Origin of the sequence: Psychroflexus sp. S27 (genome assembly GCF_002810405.1) — a bacterium.
In the GTDB taxonomy this organism is placed as follows: domain Bacteria; phylum Bacteroidota; class Bacteroidia; order Flavobacteriales; family Flavobacteriaceae; genus Psychroflexus; species Psychroflexus halocasei_A.
The window spans coordinates 220,957-241,653 of sequence record NZ_NEXQ01000024.1 but is presented as its reverse complement, the minus strand read 5'-3'; the positions used below and the strand labels follow the sequence as shown (position 1 = coordinate 241,653).

At 34.2% G+C, this 20,697-nt stretch carries 15 protein-coding genes and 1 tRNA gene; 4 read left to right on the top strand and 12 right to left on the bottom strand.

The annotated features are described in order from the left end of the window. Nucleotides 1-46 precede the first annotated feature (46 nt). A complete protein-coding gene (gene polA, locus CAP47_RS08885; RefSeq protein ID WP_100776299.1) occupies nt 47-2,866 on the top strand; it encodes a DNA polymerase I in 2,820 nt (939 codons plus the stop codon). A gap of 35 nt (nt 2,867-2,901) precedes the next feature. Next, the gene (locus tag CAP47_RS08880) at nt 2,902-3,381 is read left to right on the top strand and encodes a UpxY family transcription antiterminator (protein WP_093238276.1); all 480 of its coding nucleotides are present in this window, start codon (nt 2,902-2,904) and stop codon (nt 3,379-3,381) included. 13 nt (nt 3,382-3,394) lie between these two features. Here the strand turns inward: CAP47_RS08880 and hemB are convergent, their stop codons facing one another. Together hemB and CAP47_RS08870 are read right to left on the bottom strand one after the other, a co-directional pair. Beyond that, on the bottom strand, nt 3,395-4,387 hold the full coding sequence (gene hemB, locus CAP47_RS08875; protein ID WP_100776298.1) for a porphobilinogen synthase: 993 nt from the start codon (nt 4,385-4,387) through the stop codon (nt 3,395-3,397). Between the two features lie 6 nt (nt 4,388-4,393). Continuing rightward, nucleotides 4,394-6,067: a glutamine--tRNA ligase/YqeY domain fusion protein gene (locus CAP47_RS08870; RefSeq protein ID WP_100776297.1), complete on the bottom strand. Its 1,674-nt coding sequence runs from the start codon at nt 6,065-6,067 to the stop codon at nt 4,394-4,396. A gap of 155 nt (nt 6,068-6,222) precedes the next feature. Here CAP47_RS08870 and folB point away from each other — a divergent pair, with 155 nt between their 5' ends. Together folB and CAP47_RS08860 are read left to right on the top strand one after the other, a co-directional pair. Then, on the top strand, nt 6,223-6,579 hold the full coding sequence (folB, locus tag CAP47_RS08865) for a dihydroneopterin aldolase (protein WP_100776296.1): 357 nt from the start codon (nt 6,223-6,225) through the stop codon (nt 6,577-6,579). 53 nt (nt 6,580-6,632) lie between these two features. Then, nucleotides 6,633-6,703: transfer RNA gene (locus CAP47_RS08860), tRNA-Cys, on the top strand. A 112-nt stretch (nt 6,704-6,815) separates the two neighbouring features. Here the strand turns inward: CAP47_RS08860 and CAP47_RS08855 are convergent. The 10 genes from CAP47_RS08855 to kbl form a co-directional block, all read right to left on the bottom strand. Then, nucleotides 6,816-7,457, bottom strand: a complete 642-nt coding sequence (locus tag CAP47_RS08855; protein WP_100776295.1) for a hypothetical protein — start codon at nt 7,455-7,457, stop codon at nt 6,816-6,818. Nucleotides 7,458-7,801: 344 nt separating this feature from the next. Beyond that, entirely contained in the window at nt 7,802-10,171 is a 2,370-nt protein-coding gene (locus CAP47_RS08850) for a hypothetical protein (RefSeq protein ID WP_100776294.1), read from the bottom strand. A 2-nt stretch (nt 10,172-10,173) separates the two neighbouring features. After that, a complete protein-coding gene (locus CAP47_RS08845) occupies nt 10,174-10,488 on the bottom strand; it encodes a hypothetical protein (RefSeq protein WP_100776293.1) in 315 nt (104 codons plus the stop codon). Nucleotides 10,489-10,494: 6 nt separating this feature from the next. Then, on the bottom strand, nt 10,495-10,767 hold the full coding sequence (locus tag CAP47_RS08840) for a helix-turn-helix domain-containing protein (protein WP_100776292.1): 273 nt from the start codon (nt 10,765-10,767) through the stop codon (nt 10,495-10,497). A 249-nt stretch (nt 10,768-11,016) separates the two neighbouring features. After that, the gene (locus CAP47_RS08835) at nt 11,017-12,348 is read right to left on the bottom strand and encodes a tyrosine-type recombinase/integrase (RefSeq protein WP_100776291.1); all 1,332 of its coding nucleotides are present in this window, start codon (nt 12,346-12,348) and stop codon (nt 11,017-11,019) included. Between the two features lie 420 nt (nt 12,349-12,768). Further along, nucleotides 12,769-13,458 (bottom strand): LysE family translocator, encoded by a 690-nt coding sequence (locus CAP47_RS08830; RefSeq protein WP_100776290.1) that lies wholly within the window; start codon nt 13,456-13,458, stop codon nt 12,769-12,771. A gap of 37 nt (nt 13,459-13,495) precedes the next feature. Next, on the bottom strand, nt 13,496-15,199 hold the full coding sequence (recJ, locus tag CAP47_RS08825; RefSeq protein WP_100776542.1) for a single-stranded-DNA-specific exonuclease RecJ: 1,704 nt from the start codon (nt 15,197-15,199) through the stop codon (nt 13,496-13,498). Between the two features lie 15 nt (nt 15,200-15,214). After that, the gene (locus CAP47_RS08820; RefSeq protein ID WP_100776289.1) at nt 15,215-17,926 is read right to left on the bottom strand and encodes a PD-(D/E)XK nuclease family protein; all 2,712 of its coding nucleotides are present in this window, start codon (nt 17,924-17,926) and stop codon (nt 15,215-15,217) included. A gap of 99 nt (nt 17,927-18,025) precedes the next feature. Next, nucleotides 18,026-19,396, bottom strand: coding sequence for an OmpA family protein (locus tag CAP47_RS08815; RefSeq protein ID WP_100776288.1), 1,371 nt, complete (start codon nt 19,394-19,396; stop codon nt 18,026-18,028). Nucleotides 19,397-19,495: 99 nt separating this feature from the next. Then, nucleotides 19,496-20,695: a glycine C-acetyltransferase gene (gene kbl, locus CAP47_RS08810; RefSeq protein ID WP_100776287.1), complete on the bottom strand. Its 1,200-nt coding sequence runs from the start codon at nt 20,693-20,695 to the stop codon at nt 19,496-19,498. Between the last annotated feature and the right edge of the window lie 2 nt (nt 20,696-20,697).

The window sequence follows — 20,697 nt, the reverse complement described above, 5'->3', positions numbered from 1 at the left end:
TTGCTGTATATTTTTAACTTTACACAACATTTTAAAAATACGCTTTATGTCTGCCAAGAAACGCTTATTTCTCATCGATGCCTACGCCTTAATTTTTAGAGGTTATTACGCTTTTATTAAAAACCCACGGATCAACTCTAAAGGTCAAGATACGTCAGCGATTATGGGTTTTATGAATTCTCTTTTTGATGTGATTAAAAGAGAAAATCCTGATCATTTAGCCGTTTGCTTTGATAAAGATGGAAGCGCAGAACGAAAAGAAATTTTTGAAGACTATAAAGCCAATCGTGATGAAACGCCGCAAGTCATCAGAGATTCTGTGCCTATTATTAAAGACATCATCAAATCAATGCACATTCCAGTCGTTGAAATTTCAGGAATGGAAGCAGATGATATCATCGGGACATTGGCAAAACAAGCTGAGAAAGAAGATTATGAAGTCAATATGGTCACGCCAGATAAAGATTTTGCGCAGCTTGTTTCCGATAGCATTTTCATGTACAGACCTGCCAGAATGGGCAACGGCATCGAAAAATGGGGAATTGAAGAAGTGAAAGAACGCTTTGGCGTTGACAGACCTGAGCAAGTGATCGATTACCTTGGCATGATGGGTGACGCTGCAGATAATATCCCTGGACTTCCTGGCGTTGGCGATAAAACAGCTAAAAAATTCATTAAAGAATTTGGTAGCATGGAAGCGCTTCTTGAAAATACCGATAAGCTAAAAGGTAAAATGAAAGAAAAAGTTGAAGCGCATAAAGAACAAGGGATGATGTCAAAAAAACTTGCGACAATTATTACTGATTGTGACGTCAAGTTTGATGCTGAATCTTATGAGGTTTCGCCTCCTGATGTTGAAAAGGTCGTTGACATTTTTAAAGAACTTGAATTCCGTCGTTTAACGGAGCAATTTATCAGAATGTACAATCAACCTAAAAATGGTGAGACTTCTGAAAAATCTGATGAAAATAAAATAGCTGGTGCTGGACAATTTTCTCTTTTCGGAAATGATACAGACAAAAAAAATATTGATGTCGATGAACTTCAAGGTTACAAATCTTTAGAAAACACAAGTCATTTTTATCAATATATCGCTGATGATTTCGCTTTAGAATTATTTTTAAACAAATTACTCAAGCAAAAATCCGTTTGTTTTGATACTGAAACTACTAGCCTCAACAGTCTTGAAGCTGAACTTGTTGGCATTGCTTTTAGTTGGGAAAAACATAAAGGTTATTATGTTTCCATTCCTGAAGACAGGAAGGAAGCTGAAACGATTCTAGAAAAACTAAAAGTCTTTTTTGAAAACAAAGACATTGAAAAAGTAGGTCAGAACTTGAAATACGACATCAAGGTTTTAGCAAATTATAATATTGAGGTGAAAGGACAATTGTTCGACACCATGCTTGCGCATTACATCATCAATCCAGATATGCGTCATAATATGGATATTTTGTCAGAAACTTATCTGAATTATTCTCCACAACCGATTACAGATTTGATTGGTAAAAAAGGGAAAAATCAGAAGACAATGCGAGATATTGACATCGAAGACCAAACAGAATATGCAGTTGAAGATGCTGACATTACTTTTCAATTAAAAAATTATTTTGAAAAAGAATTAGATGATGCGCACAACAAACCACTGTATTTTGATCTTGAAATTCCGTTGATTCGTGTTTTAGCTTCAATGGAAATCAACGGCATTCATTTAGATAAAAATGCCCTTGAACAACTTTCTGAAAGATTAGAAAAAGACATCAAAAAACTTGAAGAAAGTATTTATAAAGAAGCTGATGAAACTTTCAATATAGGTTCACCAAAACAATTGGGTGAAATATTATTTGCCAAATTAAATATTGCAAAGAAACCTAAAAAGACAAAATCAGGTCAATACTCGACTGCTGAAGATGTTTTATCATTTCATGCAGAAGAACACCAGATTGTTCGTGAAGTTTTAGAGTGGAGACAACTTTCAAAACTCAAAAGCACTTATGTTGATGCTTTGCCAAAACAAATCAACAAAAAAACAAATCGCGTACATACAGAATTTATGCAAACCGTTGCTGCAACAGGTCGTTTAAGTTCTAACAACCCAAACCTGCAAAACATTCCTATCCGAACGGAACGCGGAAGAGAAGTCAGAAAAGCATTTGTACCACGTGATGAAAATCACACTTTACTTGCTGCCGATTACTCACAAATTGAATTGCGAATTATCGCTTCATTAAGCGAAGAAGAAACGATGATTGAGGCTTTTAATAACGGGGAAGACATTCACGCTTCTACCGCAGCAAAAGTTTTTAACGTCCCTATTGATGAAGTGACTCGTGAGCAGAGAAGCAATGCCAAAACTGTCAATTTCGGAATCATTTACGGTGTTTCTGCTTTTGGCTTGAGCAATCAAACTGATTTAAGCAGAAAAGAATCAAAAGAATTAATTGACACTTATTACGAAACCTACCCAAAACTGAGAAGTTACATCGATCAGCAAATTGCTTTTGCTAGAGAGTATGGTTACGTTAAAACCGTGATGGGCAGACGTCGCTACCTTAAAGACATCAATGCAAGGAATGCAATGGTAAGAGGTGGCGCCGAGCGAAATGCTGTCAATGCGCCTGTGCAAGGAAGTGCCGCTGATATTATTAAAGTGGCGATGATTTCTATTTTTGATGAAATGAATAAGAGAGAAATGAAATCTCAGATGCTCCTACAAGTGCATGATGAATTGATTTTTGATGCGCATAATGATGAAGTTGATGAACTCAAAACTTTGATTAAAGACAAAATGGAAAACGCCTTCAAACTCAATGTTCCTCTTGATGTCGAAATCGGGACTGGCAACAACTGGCTTGAAGCACATTAATTTTTAATAAGCAAGAAAACCAAAATTAGATTTGATTGGAAAATTCTGATAAAAACTGGTATGTTATTTATACCAAACCAAGAGCAGAAAAGAAAACAGCCAAACGATTGAACGACTTTGGCATTGAAGCTTACTGCCCAACAGTTAAGGAAATTAGAGTTTGGAGTGATCGTAAGAAGAAGATTGACAAACCTGTTTTACCTTCCATGATATTCGTCAAAATATCAGAAGACGACAGGCATTTGGTTTTTAATATCAACACGGTTACGCGTTACCTATTTTGGGATAAAGAAGCTGCCAAAGTGAGCGAAAATGAAATCAATGAGTTAAAAGCATCTTTAAATTCAAAATCTGCTTATCAATCTATAGATTTTGAAACAATTAAAATTGGAGAAAAAATTGATTTGTCGAAACTCGGATTTAAAAATGAGGAAGGCACAATCAAGAATATAAAAGATAATAAGTGCTGGATTGTCTTAGAAAGATTAGGCTTCATCATTAAACTTGAAGCCTAATCTGTAAAATAATTTATTGATTTAGAAGTCGTAAAGCATCTTTTGCAAAGTAAGTTGCAATCATACTTGCGCCTGCTCTTTTAATAGCCATGAGTTGCTCTAAAAGAACTTCTTCATAATCTAACCAACCTTTTTCTGAAGCAGCTTTAAGCATCGCGTACTCGCCACTCACTTGATAAACAGCAACTGGCACATCAACAGTATTTGCGAGATCTCGCACAATATCGAGGTAGCACAAACCTGGTTTCACCATTACAATATCTGCACCTTCATCAATATCGATTAAAGTTTCAGTGATGGCTTCTTTTCTGTTAGCAGGATCCATTTGATAAGTTTTCTTGTCCTTAGGCACATCTTTGACATCAACTGGCGCTGAATCTAAAGCATCACGAAACGGTCCGTAAAAAGCTGAAGCATATTTAGCTGAGTAACTCATGATTCCTGTATTTACAAAGCCTTCATTTTCTAAAAGCGTTCGCATGGCCAAAATTCTTCCATCCATCATATCACTTGGCGCAACAAAGTCAGCACCTGCTTTAGCATGACTCAAGGCCATTTTAGCTAAAGCTTCAACACTTTCATCATTTAAAATTTTTCCATCTTTTACAATACCATCATGTCCTAAACTTGAAAATGGATCGAGTGCAACGTCTGTCATCACAAGCATTTCAGGCGTTGTTTCTTTAACAACTTTAATCGCTTTTTGCATTAAGCCATCATCATTTGTGGCAGCCTCACCTGTGTTATCTTTTTGGTCTTGCTCTACTTTTACAAAAAGCAAAACTGATTTAATCCCAAGCTCCCATGCTTCCTTAACTTCTTCAACTAGAGTATCTAAACTAAAGCGGAAATAATCTGGCATCGAAGCGATTTCTTCTTTAACATTTTCACCTTCAGTAATAAAAATTGGCAGAATAAAATCGTTTGCTGACAAATGATTCTCTCTCACTAAATCTCTAATTGCCGAATTTTGGCGTAAACGTCTATTTCTATTTAATGGATACATTATATTTTATTTTCCTTTCCACGAATCTCTTAAAGTCACCGTACGATTAAAAACCAAGTGATCAGACGTTGAATCTTGATCAACACAGAAATAACCTATACGCTGAAACTGAAATTTATCTAATTCTTTAACTGAAGTTAAACTTGGTTCAACTTGAGCTGTAATCACTTTTAAACTTTCAGGATTTACAAAATCTAGAAAATCTTTTTCTTTATCAGCCGTTGGATCATCAACTGTAAACAAACGATCGTACAATCTGACTTCTGCTGGTTTTGCATGCTTAACTGAAACCCAATGCAAAGTCCCTTTTACTTTCCTTTTTGAAGCTTCAGTTCCGCTACCACTCTTGGTTTCTGGGTCATAAGTACAATGCACTTCAATGATGTTTCCATCATCATCTTTGATTGCTTTTTCAGCTTTGATAAAGTAAGCATTTTTTAAACGCACTTCTTTTCCAAGTTTTAAACGGAAGAATTTACGATTTGCTTCTTCTCTAAAATCTTCTTTTTCGATATAAATTTCTCTAGAAAATGGCAATACACGAGTTCCTGAATTTTCATCTTCTGGGTTGTTTTCCGCAACCAACATTTCTTCTTTACCCTCAGGATAGTTTGTGATCACAACTTTTAGTGGATCGAGAACAGCCATCACACGTGGTGCAGTTTTATTAAGATCGTCGCGTACTGAAAATTCAAGTCTTGACACGTCAATCATATTTTCACGCTTACCAATACCGATATCATTGGCAAAATTTCTAATTGAAGCTGGCGTATAACCACGACGACGCAAACCCGAAATCGTTGGCATACGTGGGTCATCCCAAGAATCGACAACATTATTTTCAACAAGTTGAAGCAACTTACGTTTACTCACAATGGTATGGCTTAAATTACGACGTGCAAATTCACGTTGTTTTGGCTCAAGTTCACCTTCTTTACTCACACATTTGATAAACCAATTGTAAAGTTCACGATGTGGTTGAAACTCTAAAGTACAGAAAGAATGAGAAATATTTTCGATAAAATCTGACTCGCCATGCGCCCAATCATACATTGGATAAATGCACCAATCATTTTCTGTGCGATGATGCGCTTGATGTAAAGTTCTATACATTACAGGATCACGCATCAGCATATTTGGCGAGCTCATGTCAATTTTTGCGCGTAAAACGTGAGCTCTTGGTTCAGTTAAACCATTTTTCATGGCTTCAAAAAGCTCTAAATTATCTTCAACAGAACGCTCTCTATGCGGACTTGGTTGACCTGGCTCAGTTGGTGTTCCTTTTTGTTCAGCAATTTTTTCTGAATCTTGACTATCAACATAAGCTTGTCCTTTCTTAATCATTTCAACAGCCCATTCATAAAGTTGTTGAAAATAATCAGAAGCATAGCATTCTTCTGACCATTCAAAACCTAACCATTCAACATCTTTTTTAATGGCGTTGACATAAGCGCTTTCTTCTTTAATCGGGTTTGTGTCATCAAAGCGCAAATTAACAGGTGCATTGTAACGCAAGCCTAATCCGAAGTTTAAGCAGATTGAGGATGCATGACCGATGTGCAAATAGCCATTTGGTTCAGGTGGAAAACGAAATTTTAATTTCGACTTATCAAAACCCTCTTTAAGATCAGTTTCAATAATTTGTTCTATAAAATTTAAAGATTTTTTTTCTTCAGACATGATCTAAATTTATAAGCTGCAAAGTTACCAAAAATAAAAAGTTCATGTGTTTTTATAAGCTAAGTATTTATTAATAATATGTGTTGTGACATAAAAATCAAACCAATATGAAGTTCTATCCATCAGAAACTTTACTTTTGCAAAAAAATAATGAGATGGATCAAATTATATTAGAAAACGTCCGCGTTTTCACAAATCACGGTTGTTTAGATGAAGAAGCAAAAATAGGAAGTGATTATCGCGTTGACCTGCGTATAGATGCAGATTTATCAACATCAGCACAAAGTGATAAACTGAAAGACACTGTTGATTATGTGCATTTAAATAAAATCATTAAAGAAGAAATGTCTGTCCGTTCAAAATTACTTGAGCATGTCGCGCAGCGTATTTTGGATAGAACATTTAAAGATTTGGAAATGGTAAAATTTGCAGAAGTCAAAGTTGCAAAAATCAATCCACCTATTGGAGGCGATGTACAAGCCGTCACAATTGTAATGACAAAATCTCGTTAAAACACTCGCTTAATTAAAGATAATTATTAACTTTGCAACCGCAGAATAAATAAGGTGTCGTGGCCGAGTGGCTAGGCAGTGGTCTGCAACACCATCTACAGCGGTTCGAATCCGCTCGACACCTCAACAAGTGCTGATTATCAGCGAGTTACAAGGCTTCTTGCATACTATTTGCATAAGAAGCTTTTTTTTTGCCCTATTTTTTTAACTGAACTTGAAAAAATTTGATTAATCAACTACCAATGTGAAAATTGTTTTTTTATTTGGGCATTGAATATCTTTAACCGCTCCTGATCGTGGTAGTTCATTTCTTGTTTCCATTTGGCAAGCTGGTTTTGTTCTCTGGTAGGCTTGCCTCTATAATGTGTATTACGGTGTTTCTCATTTAGTTCCGCTTCCAGCCTTTCAACTTTCCGTTTCAGGTCAAAGTATCGTGTATTGTGATAATCGTTTTTAGATGTCCTTTGGCATCCGTAATAAACTCTTAATCCGTACTTGGTTTCGTAATACTCCCTATTGATAAATTTCGGTTCACCATAAGCCGAAATAAGTGTACGGGAACGCTTCCCGCTTTCAGGACAAAGGAAATACAGAATTTTACCTTTTTTTAAATTGCTTGGTACCTCATCAATTTCAATTTTATAATCTAAGTCGGTGCGTTCGCCCCTGTGGTTGCTAACTGAATAGATTAATCTTAAATATTTTTTCGTGCCTTTCATCTGGCTTTTGAAATTAACGGCTTGCCCTCCCGTCCATTCCAAAACGCCTGAAGTTTTCGCACCTCTAATTATGTAATTGTTCTTTAGCATAAAACGCATATCAATACGGCAACTTCCTGAAACCGTTTCTGCATAGAACAAGCCTTTTATTTTTCTCATAATAAACCTTAATCATTAGAACAAGTTAGATTGTTTTTTACAGTTGTATTTTTTTCGGTTGACTATGCGTCATAGCCGTCATGTACCTTACAGTACAAAATTAATATAAAGCCTTGAAAATAAAGGGTTTGCAAGTTTCCTTACAGTTATGACGGTTAGAAACGCTGGTCTTAATATAAATTTTTATTTTGTGTGTTATTTATAAATACACTTAAATTTATTTTCCCTACGTAATGCTATTATATTAACCGTCATAACCGTAAGGTTTGCCGTTAACCTTATTATTTACAAGGCTTTTGAGAAGTCGCCTAACTGTAAGGCTCATTACAGTTATGACAGTTAAGCTAACAAACAAACCATTTTTTCAAATCTTCTCTATAACTGTGCTTTATATTATGGTGCTTCAAATAAACATTAATTAATGTCTTAGTATTTTTATGGTTAAAAAACTTCTCATACCTCAATGAATTATTAAAGTCTTGATATGCTTCTAAAAATCTACTAACATTGAAGCCTTCAACCCTATCTTCTTTTACTAAATTAAAAATACGCTCAAACTCAGTTTCTAAAGTATCATTATAAAAATAAGCTCTGTAATTGTCAGCTGTCTTATTGTAGTTTGGAGCTTCTAAACCAAACTCTAAATAATAAGCCACGCAATTAAAACAAAAGTTATAAAATTCGTTCCATTGCTCATCATTCCAATCTTCAAATAATCTATGTCCAAAGTATTTTTTAGGAGTATGATTAATATTAAAGAAGTCAGTAAACTTAAATTCCATAAATCTTGCATTTGTTGAACTTGCTTCTTCGTCATACCTTATTGCCCAGTTAGTTGTCACAATAAATTTAGGAGCTTGTTTAAAGTCAATTATACGTGCTTTTTGTCCTTTTGGCTCTACGCTTATACCTCCAACAATATTGGTGTATAAGTCATCATATTTAAAGCCAGCCAGTACGTCATCAATAACATAATTTTTAACTGACTCATCAAGATCTGCAAATCTATGTCTATAACCTCCATCAAATTCATTACCTCCTTTTATTATTGTTTTTTGAACGGCTTTAACTGCATAGCCAATGAGTGATTTTCCACGCCTACCATTTCGGCTTTTGTCATTTGCTCCATGATCTGATAAAATAATTGAGGGGCTAAAACTCGGGTCTTTATACGTGTGCAATAAATAACCAAACATTCTATTAAATAATAGCCTTGTTTCATTCTCATCATTTGTAAGCGTTTCTTTTAATGGGTCTTTAGCTGTTGACACCAGCGATAAAAAACGCTCAAATATGGACGGCTCAGGACTTTCAATAAATTCAAACTCCTTTTGCTGTGTAGGGTGTTCAGGAAAAAAACCGTTTACTTCCTTATAAGGTTTTACATTAAACGCTTTGCTTCCTTTTTTATAATAGACAAAACCATTTTTAAATGGCACTCCAAAAACATCGGAGCTGTCACGATAGTAAACAAGTGGAATGGCATCAAGTAAACAAAAACTTTCTTTAATGTCTCTATTATTGTCTTTTGCGATTTTATTTTCAACTGGCTTATGATCGTACTCATTGATTTTATTTTTTAAAAATGATACTGTATCTGTTTTATGATTAAATGGCTTTACTACATTGTTGGTATCTTTTAAAATTGTAATTGTGTCTTCTCCTTTTACTGTTACTCTTATAAAATTTTCTTGCTCAAAAAAATCTTTGTAACTGACTGGAGAAGTGATAATCTTATTTTTTTCATCAACTTCATAAAACAGTTTATTGTTATTTACTGTCTCAGGTGGCTGGACTTTTGAGCTTTTAAAAATAACCTCATCAAATTCAGTTTCTTTTATTTGCTCATCAGCTAAAACAAATACTGCATCATGAAGCCTTACATATTTTTTAAGGTTGTTGGCTTCAACAAACTTATCAATGTATTTTTTTTCATACTTGCTGAGGTCTTCAAATAATTGTCCTTTGTTATTAAACCTCTCAGCTGTTATAACCTCATCAACTCGGCTTCCATAAACGGGTTTTAATTCGCTTCTTATGGCTTCTATGTCTGCATTTTTACAGTCTTTATGTGTGTTTAGTAGCATGTTAAATTTACGCTTATCAATAAGGCTGTAAACGTCTTCTTTTCGCTTTATATTTAGCTCCATATCAATAAAAGTAGGGTACGCTCTCGAAATATCCCATTGTACTAATTTTAAGGAACTCGGCAGCATTCCACGTAAAGGACGGCTCAATTTTGTAATCGGGTTGTACTTTCTGCTTCCTTTAATCTTTACATTAAATACCTCATTCATTGTTTCAGGCTTGTATTGATCATTGAATTTGAGAAGCATAAATAAAACGTACATTTGCCAGCTGTCTAAAGAAAAAGGATTGTATTTAGGGTTTTCGTCTATCTTCTTATAAAGCTCATCTAATAAGCCTTTATCATGCTTAAAATATTTATCACTTAATTTTTTACCATTGCTGTAACTATTCAAATATTTATAATAGTCATTTTTATTAAGTGGGTTTTTTTCAATGTATTGCGAATAAGAAATCATTACACTATCAAAGGCTGAACGTCTTTTTTTAGTTGTGCTTTTATTGATAGCATCCTGTAATGTAAAATTATGTTTACGGCTTTTTATTTGATCCTCTATTCTCTCGGTAAATTCATCTGCCCAGTCACTTATAAATTGAGTAACTGAGTTATTAATCTCGCTGCTCATCTTTATAAGTTTTTAATATTTATAAATAAATTCGGATCGGTTGAATAATACCCTACTTTGTCGCTTTTTGAAATTGGACAAATTCCATATTTAGCAATGCCAATTTTATCAGTTTTGCGCCACTTGGCAACGTATCTGCAAATGTTAGCGCGCATAACATTGGTTTCTTTTGAAACTTGCAACATCGTTTTAGGGCGTTCTCTAAAAGCAGCATAAACACGTCTCATTTGTGCTTTGTAAGCTGTTTTTTTCTTATATTTAGCCTTTCGATTTGTGTGTTGAAAACTTATAAGGCTATTGGTATTTTTTGTACTCATAGCCTTTTATATTTCAATGATTGCTCTTTCAACTTCAGAAAGCTTATAATACACTCTACGACCTATTGCATGGCGTTTTAATATCCCTGACACGCTCCAATTATGGACTGTTGAAACATCCACTTTTAGCATTTCTGCTACTTCTTGACGTGTTAAATAAGTTGGTGGGTGTTTGGGTTGGAACTCTTTTTTAAGCTTCTCTAATTCGGCTCTTACACCTTTTAAAATTGCTTCTTGCTGCTGCTCAGGTGTTACCTGAATAAACTGAATGTTTTTCATAATTAAGATTTAATTATGGCATCAGCTTTTCGAAGTGGTACTTTTTAACTACTTTTGTATTTCTCAGTTACAAAAGGGCATTAGTTCTACTTCAAGTAAGCTTTTGCCTTTTTTACTACATTCCAAATTTAATAAGGTATAACAATCTTTAGTTCAAATTCTTTGAATTTTTTTTTAGCATTTTAAATAGTTGATATTCAGTCGATTAAGATTTAAATGTAAAATTATATTTTACATTACAAGGTTAGTTTAATTTTGGTTTTTTTTAGTTTTTAATAATTTTAACACTTTTGGCTGAGGTATTTTGTCAATGTAGTCAAACATTTGAACTGCTAAATCTTCTTCAGACTTACCAATGTACTGCAAAAACATATTTTCTGAGCTATGACCTGTAACTGAAATTAAAATAGGTGTTGGGATACTACTATAATAATTTGAAGCAAATGAACGTCTGCAAACATGAGTACCTATCAACTTCCATTTAGGATACAAGCCTTTTATAGTAGTGCCATGCTTTCCATTTTGTCTTATCCTACCTATTGTTGGCTTATCAATTCCAGCAATTTTGCACACTTCTTTAAAATACTCTCGCAATTTAGTATGCGACAGCGTATAAGGAAAACCACCTTTTATAATACTCTCGGCTTCAGGTAGTATTGGTATTGTAACTGCTTTTCCTGTTTTTTGCTGCACAATTCTAAAAACTCGCTTACCTCTAACCATTTCAATTTTATCAATTGATAACCTCAACAAGTCAGACACTCTCTGACCAGTATGACAGCCTAAAATAAGCCATTTACGAGCGTTATTTAAGTAATTGGTACTTATGTCAGCTTCTTTTATTTGCTGCAATTCATCAAACGATAAATAGATTATTTCTTCAGGTTTTTTATTATCTGAAATAACTTGTATGTCTTTACTTGGGTCTATGTTTATTTTAATGTCATCTATGTCATTCAGGATTGATTTTAAGTTTGCTAATTGCTTCCCCACATAATTAACTGAGTAATCTTGATTAAAAAGCCAATTTTCAAAATCTTTAATTATTTCTTTATCAATTTTTGAAACTATTATTTTTTTGCCTTTCAAATGATCTATTTGAAACCTTTCTACAATTGTTTTAAATTGCTCAATACCTTTTATACGTCCTCTGCTTAGTCCTACTTTAAACCGACCACCTTTTGTTCTTATTTTTTTTCGTGGTGCATGGTCTATTGCTTTTTGAATTTGATAAGTAAGTGTGTGGGTTTTATCCTTAAGCCTGTTAAAAAACTTATCAATAAAAAATTGTAACCAGTCGCCATCAACATCAATACCTTTTGCATAATCTTTATTAAGCTGGGTTAAAACATCGTCTTTTAGTTTGTCAAGTTTTTTTTTGGTTTCCTTAGCGTTTGCCATTTTTGGCTTTGTAAGATCTACAAGCTTTTTTTTTGATTTTTTTGATTGTTTAGTTCCCCAGTGTTTTGGATTGGTACTGAGTCCTGTTTTTTTTCTAAAAACTTTTGATTTTCCGTTTGAACTTGCCGACAGGTTAGCATAAATATTTGAACCTATCAATTGAAAACTTAGACTTGCCATTGCTGTTTTGTGTTTTGAAAATTGATAAAGTCAAATATAAAGATTTTGCATACTATTTGCATAAGAATTTAGAACTTATGCTATTTTTATACATTTTATTGCATAGGCTAAAAACATAAATTCCTGATTATCAATCTAATTATATTTAACAAGATTGAACTAAAAGCAAGGGTTGAGGTACGCTCGACACCTCTCTAAAAACCTAACTTGTTTAAAGTTGGGTTTTATTTTTTTTACTTGAAACTCTACAGCGGTGCTCCCGAGACTTCGGGACGCTCACATCCTCACTAAACGCTAACTATAAACTACTTACAAGCTTCTTTGTATAGTATTGCATAGAAGTTTTTTTCTAGAAGGAACTTGAACTAACTTCTATAAAAACTCAAATGATCTCGTTTCAATAGGTTGAAGAAACTTTTTTTATTCAAATTCTTGAAACATTGTGATGTCGAGATTGTCTTCAATTTCGTGCATATCTTCAGGGAATGTTCCTCTGAGAACAAGTATGATTCCGAAGATCAGCATCAGAATGCTGATGGCTTGCTTCATCAGAATAATTCTTCTTGTCGTTAATTTTTTATTCAGACGTTTCGCAAGCAAAATCTTAAGGATATCGATAATAAGGTAAGTGATAAGAATTGTCCCAAAGAAAACAGTCATTCTTTTAGGATCCATTTCTAAAGTTGGTCCGAAAATAATCAACAAACCTAACCAAAAGCCGAGTACGCCTATGTTGATAAAGTTGAGCAAAAATCCTTTGACAAATACGCCTATATAATCTTTGCGTTTTAATTTCTGAACTTCAAAATTTGCAGATTTACGAGCGGATTTCTTAATTTTTATGAAACTCATAATGCCGTAAACCAAGAGAACTGTCCCCCCAAAAATAAATAAAGCAGGGTCATCTTTTATACTTGTCAATAATTTATTTGTACTAAAATAAGCGATACAAAGAAAAACGAAATCGGCTAAAATAACACCTAAATCAAATGTCAGTGCCGCTCTAAAACCACGTAAAGCGGCAGTTTCTAGCAATACAAAAAAAACAGGACCAACCAAAAAAGCTAAGAAAAAGCCTAAGGGTATAGCTGATAAAATATCTTCAAACATTCCGTTGATTCTCTATCTCAAAGTTAATAAATAAGAACTAACTATCAGTCATCACTCTGATATCTTTAATATTCAATTGAAGATTTATCTCATTATTCCATTCGTTTTCTTCAATTGTAAAAACAGCTTCAAGTTGATCATCTTTAGAAATTTTTTCTAAAATGTCACCCAAACCAAATCCAATCGCTCCGATACCGACCTTACCCTGAATCAATTTACATTTAAGATGTTTTCCTTCCTTCCCGACAGCTTTTGCATAAGGATCTAATTTTAGATAAGAGGCGTAAAAGGTAGGTTTCATATTTCTCGGACCAAAAGGCGCAAATTGCTTCAGTATCCTATTCATTTTATCTGTAATATTTTTCAGCTCGATCTCAAATTCATATTGAATTTCAGGAACTAACAAATCAGGATCAATGCTATTTTTGACAACAGATTCAAATTTATTTTTGAAGGCTTCATAATTGTTTTCATCAAGTGTTAAACCTGCGGCATATTTATGCCCACCGAATTGTTCGATAAGATCAGAACATTCTTCAAGCGCATTATAAACATCAAACCCAGTGACTGATCGTGCTGAAGCCGCCAATTTATCTCCGCTTTTTGTAAAAACTAAAGTTGGTTTGTAATAAGTTTCTATGAGTCGTGAGGCCACAATACCGATGACGCCTTTGTGCCAAGATTCATGATAAACAACATTGGTAAATCGATTTTCTTCTTTTAAATCTATGATTTGCTGAAGTGCTTCATGTGTTATTTTTTTATCAGTTTCTTGGCGATCAGAATTATGCCTATTGATTTCTTCAGCAAAAGAAGTTGCTTTTTCAATATTATTTTCACATAATAAGTTAACAGCTTCAAGTCCGTGTCGCATACGTCCAGCGGCATTGATTCGAGGGCCAACACTGAAGACTAAATCTGTAATGGTGAAACTTTTACGTTTAGTTTGCTCCAATAAAGCAGTAACACCTGTGCGTTTTCTGGCATTAACTAATTTTAAACCGTAATAAGCTAAAATCCTATTCTCACCAGTCATCGGTACGATATCTGAACCAATGGCTATGGCAACTAAATCCAGATAATGATAAACTTTTCGTACGTTAAGCCCAAGCTTTTTCTGAATGGCTTGTGCCAACTTAAAACCAACGCCGCATCCACAAAGCTCATCGTATGGATAATGGCAATCGTCTCGTTTAGGGTCTAAAACTGCAACAGCTTCAGGTAAATTCTTACCTGGTCTGTGGTGATCACAAATCACAAAATCAATATTTTTTTCCTTTGCGTAAACAACTTTATCAACAGCCTTTATGCCGCAATCTAACGCGATAATGAGATCAATATTTTGTTCGGTGGCAGTGTCAATTCCTTGGTAAGAAACGCCATAACCTTCGGCGTAACGATCAGGGATGTAAGAAATCACCTTGTCAGTTAGTGTTTTTAAATAGCTTGACATAAGAGAAACGGAAGTCGTACCATCAACATCATAATCGCCATAAACCATGATCTTTTCGTTATTTTCAATTGCTGAAATAACTCTCTTCACAGCGACATCCATATCTTTCATCAAGAACGGATCATGGAGATCTTCAAGTTGAGGCCTAAAAAACTGCTTTGCTTCATCGAAAGTTTTTATATTTCTATTGATGAGCAAATGTGAAATTTCTTCACTTACATTTAAAGATTCAGCCAATTGCTTGACAACTTCATGATTATCAATTTTCTTTTCAGTCCATCTTTTCATCATACTTCTTTTTCATCATACTTCTTTTTCTTCAAAAGCTTGGTTAGGATCAAGGATTTCATTGATTAAGGTAATTAATTTTTCTTTAAATTTACTTAAAACTGATTGATCAATATACTGACTCGAAGCATTTGTTTTGTCTTTAAACTCCATGAAGCCTGAGTTTAATTTTTTGAATGTAATGATACCAACAATTGACTGATCTGTCAATTCATCTTCGTAAAGCAGGGCATAAAACAACAACTGAAAGGCTTTACTGTAATCGTAATCAGATATTAATTCCTCCCATTTTTTAGCATCTAAAATAAGTTGATTTGGCTTAACTTCACCTGTTTTATAATCGACAATTCTCAGTTGATGATTGAGCATATCAATTCTATCAATTTCACCTATCATTTTGACTTTAAGGTCAAGTTTCTCATCCTCCAAGAAAATTTCTTTACGCTTTTCGAGTGATTTTAAAACCAGTTCATTCTTTTCGACAACTTGTAATTCTTGCTCAAGAAAGCGTTTTGTCTGTTGTTTTGCAATTTCATAATGCAACAAATTTTCACCAGTCTGAATGGCATCTTCATTAAATTCTTTTGCAAATTGCTTCTTTAATTCGAGCTCATAAGTTTGTAAGATTTTCCTGAGATGCTCAGCTGTGATTATTTCATTGAGATATTCTTTATAAATATTTTCAATCGTTTTATGGATTACGTTACCATGCACGCGATATGAAACAGTGTCTTCTATCTCTTTTGTTTCTTTGATGCCAAGAACATATCTTTTATAAAAATCAAGCGGATTACGGATATAAGTCGTCAATGCAGAAGCTGAAATACCATGCTCAAAACGCTTTTTCAGAATGCTGATCATTACGGGCGTTTTCTTGACTTTTGAGAGTTCATCATGCAAAACATTTGCAGTTGCTGCACCAGTAAAGTGTTGTATTTGATGTTGAGGTCTTTTGAAGTACTTTAACTGTTTCAGAAAACGGCTTTCTTCACCTTTGGACATGCCCTCAGTATCTGTATTGTACAAAAAATGCGCTTCTTTTACATCTTGTAAAAGTCTAAAAAAGTGATAAGCATAAACATCGTCTTTTTCGGTATAAGTCGGTAAATCGTATTGTTTTTTTAAATCGAAAGGGATATAAGAGTTTTGAGTTTTCCCCAATGGTAAAACACCTTCGTTAACTGAAGTCATAATGATGCGTTCAAAACTTAAAACACGTGTTTCGAGCATTCCCATAATCTGTAAACCATCGTAAGCATCGCCGATAAAGTCAACCGTCTGCTGACTCAAAATGTCTTTATAAATTTGCTTAAGTGTTTTAAAGCTAGTGATTAAGCTGGTTGAACTGTTATAGGTTTTTACCTTTTCAAATACTTTCTGAAAACCTCTAAGGTAAAGAAGTCTGACTTGATCATCCTGATAAGTTTGTTCAAAGAAAACACTGAGCTTGAACATCTTGTCAAGAAATGAGTCAACACTTTTGTAATCATAGAAAATAAGCTGAAGTTGCTCTGAAAATTTTTCAGAAATAGACTGAGAAACTTCAAACAATCTTTCTTTAGAGATATAAATTTGATTTGCTTTTAATAACTGGCTTTTAAGTTTCTTTTGTTCTTCAAAGAAAATACTTTTAAACATCGGATGACTGATAATTTGAAGCAAAACTTGATGATAAATCTCTTGGTGTTGATCAACTTGCCAATCTATAATACGCTCAAAAAACGAAGCAAAACTTGTCTGGCTTAGCGCCAGTCCCATTGTAATATTTGCCTTTTTTACGTTATCTGGTAAAGCATTTAAAATAGGTTGAAGCAAATTTTCATCACCCAAAATCAAAGCTGTTTTTTTGAGTTCAGCTTCAGAAAGATGAGATAAAATTTGTCCGACTAGTTTGGCCTGACCTATTTGTTTAGAAACATCATAATACTTAATGTCCTTTTTTTGGCTAAAATTGTTTGTGCTGGCTTCTAGAGGTTGATTTTTATATAAAGACCAACTTTGAGCATAAGTACGCATAAATTCTCCTGCTTTGTGTTCTTCTAAAAGATACTGATCAATATCCCAGAAAACTTCAGCAGATTTATGTTCTGTTAAATAACGAATCAATTTTATTTCCGCTGTATTTAAAGCATTGAGACCAACGAAAACAAAATCTTTATTTTTCCTTTCAGCGTAAGATTCTATTTTCTCTGTTGCAACTCTGTAAGCTAAGCCCTGATAAGCTTTCTGTTGACTTAAAAGTTGTTCTCGTAAAGCTTTATAATAGCTGGGTAAAATTTCCCAAAACTTCAAATAGTTTTTAACCATTTTCGTTTGATCAGCTCCCTTTGACCAATGCTCAACATCTTTGATATCTTTTAAATGGTTAAAAAAACGAGTGGTATCAATGAGGTATCGATCAATTTCATTGAAGTCTTGTATTAAGGTTTGTGACCATCCATAAAAAGTTTCAAAACTTTCTTGTTCATCTTTAGGTGTTATTTTTTTATAGATATGATACAGCTCAAAAACTGTTTCTAAACTATCGATATAATTTAGCCCTGAAACCTCAGCAATAAATTCTTCAACACTTAAAACTTCTGGAAAAATAAAAACATCTTGTTTCGTCATTTGAGACAAGCGCCTTTTAAAAGCATTCGCCGATCTTCGACTCGGAAACACAAAACAATTATTCTGAAGTTGATTAACATCATACTTGAAAATGATATCATCTAAAAATTGAGACATAGAGAAAATTTTAAACTAAAAATGACGGAGTTCAAATATAATCCAAAAAAAAGACTGTCTCGAAAGACAGTCTTTAAGAATATTTAATGAAGCTTTAAATTACTTCTTCAAGTTAATTTCAACTCTTCTATTAGCAGCTCTACCGCTTCTAGTTTTGTTAGTTTTAACTGGTTTAGTTTCACCATAACCTTTAGAAGAAAGTCTGAATTCATCAACACCATTTTCTACCAAGAAATTCTTAACAGAAAGTGCTCTTGCATCAGAAAGCTCCATATTGTTTTTAGCACTACCAACAGTATCAGTGTGACCTTCAACAGTAAATTTAGCGTTAGGGTACTCATCTAAAATCGCAATAATTGCATCTAAAGCTTCTTGAGAATCTTTAGTGATTGATGTTTTACCAGTAGCGAAGTTAATTGTTTTCGCGTAGTCATTCAATTCTTTTTGAACCTCATCACTTACTTCTGGACAACCATTGTTTGCTACAGTACCTGCAACCTCTGGACACTTATCATCTTTATCTAAAACGCCATCTCCATCAGTATCTGGCCATGGGCAACCATTATTTTCTTTTGGTCCTTTTTCATTTGGACAATCATCTTCGTGATCAGCAACGCCATCTCCATCAGCATCTGGGCAACCATTCATTGCTTTAGTTCCAGCAACTTCTGGGCACTCATCTTGTGGATCTGGGATACCATCTCCATCAGTATCAGGGCAACCATTAAACTCTGGTAAACCTGGAGTATTTGGACATTCGTCATCTTTATCAGGGATACCATCTCCATCAGAATCTGGACAACCGTTAAACTCTTTTAAACCTGGAGTATCAGGACATTCATCTTCTTTGTCATAAACCCCATCTCCGTCAGTATCAACACCTCCGAAACCAAGTTTAACTCCAAGCGCGTGCTGGAAGTGATCCATTCCTGAATCTTCGAAAGCAGCTTTGTAAGAAGAATCTAAAGTTAATGCAATATTATCTGTCATCCAGAAATTTATACCTAAACCTCCATTAAAAGTTGCTTCACCGCTATCGTCTAACCAGTAGTAACCAGCACCAGCTGATAGAAATGGATCAACTACTTTAGTGTTTAGTAACTCCATGAAGCTATATTGAACAGATGCATCAACAGAGTAATATGACAAATCATTGACTTCAATGTCTCCAATTTGTTTAATCTTGTTTACCGAACCAGCTAATTGTCCGCTAAAACCTTCTCCAATATATCTTCCGACAGTTACTTTAGAGAATGATGGCATAATATTCCAGTGATCTGAAGCATTGAAATATTCGTCAAAAATACTTTCACTAGACATTGTTCCTTCTCCCATTCCGTCACCAGTTGGGTAGAAATCAATTGCGTTTGTTCCTATCGAAACAGCCCAAGGGTTGTCTTCAGTTTGAGCATGTGCAGTGATAGTAAAAACAAACATCATTAGTAATGTTAATTTTCCTAAGTGTTTCATAATTATCTTTATTAAATTAGTGTTTTGTTAAGCAAAAGTAGCCTAATATTCGCGTCTTATCAAAAAATATTATATTAATATTTTTATAAAACTTGTGATTTAATTAATAACTCCCATCGATTGACCAATCTTTTTAAACGCATTTATCGCTCTGTCAAGGTGTTCTTTTTCATGTGCTGCAGAAAGTTGAACTCTAATTCTTGCTTTTTCCTTTGGAACGACTGGAAAGAAGAAGCCAATCACATAAATTCCCTCTTCAAGAAGTTTCGCTGCCATTTCTTGCGCCAGTTTAGCATCATAAAGCATCACTGGTACAATTGCTGAATCACCATCTATAATGTCGAAACCTAATTCTTTTATATTCTTCTTGAAGTAAGCTGTATTGTCTGCTAACTTTTTTCTGAAGCTATCATCATTTTCTAAAATATCAAAAACTTTTAACGACGCCCCAACGATTGCTGGCGCTAATGAATTTGAGAATAAGTATGGTCGTGAGCGCTGTCTTAGCAAATCAATAATTTCTTTTTTTCCTGTTGTATAACCGCCCATTGCACCACCAAGCGCTTTCCCTAAAGTTCCTGTAATGATGTCAACTCGGTCTAAAACGCCTTTTTCTTCAAGTGTACCGATTCCTTTCTCTCCGATAAAACCTGTCGCATGACACTCGTCAATCATAACAAGAGATTCATATTTATCAGCTAAATCACAGATTTCATCTAAAGGTGCAACAAGTCCGTCCATTGAGAAAACACCGTCTGTAACAATCAAGATATTTCTCGCTCCGTTTTCTTTTGCTTTCTTTAACTGATCTTCCAAATCTGACATATTACCATTTTCATAACGGTAACGTGCTGCTTTACACAAACGCACACCATCTATAATAGAAGCGTGGTTTAATGAATCTGAAATAATTGCATCATCTTTTGTCAACAATGGCTCAAAAATACCACCGTTTGCATCAAAACACGCAGCGTAAAGTATTGTATCTTCAGTACTATAGAAGTCTGCAATTTTTTTCTCTAATTCGACATGAATGTCTTGTGTACCACAGATAAATCTAACACTTGACATACCAAATCCGTGACTATCTAAGGTATCTTTTGCTGCCTGAACAACATCAGGATGTGATGATAAACCTAAGTAATTGTTTGCACAGAAGTTCAAAACTTTTTTACCTGTGTTGATTGTGATTTCGGCATCTTGTGGCGATGTAATCACACGTTCCTTTTTATACAATCCATCATCTTTGATCGATTGGATTTCGTTTTGCAGTTGTTTTTGTAAGTTTTTTGAGTACATAG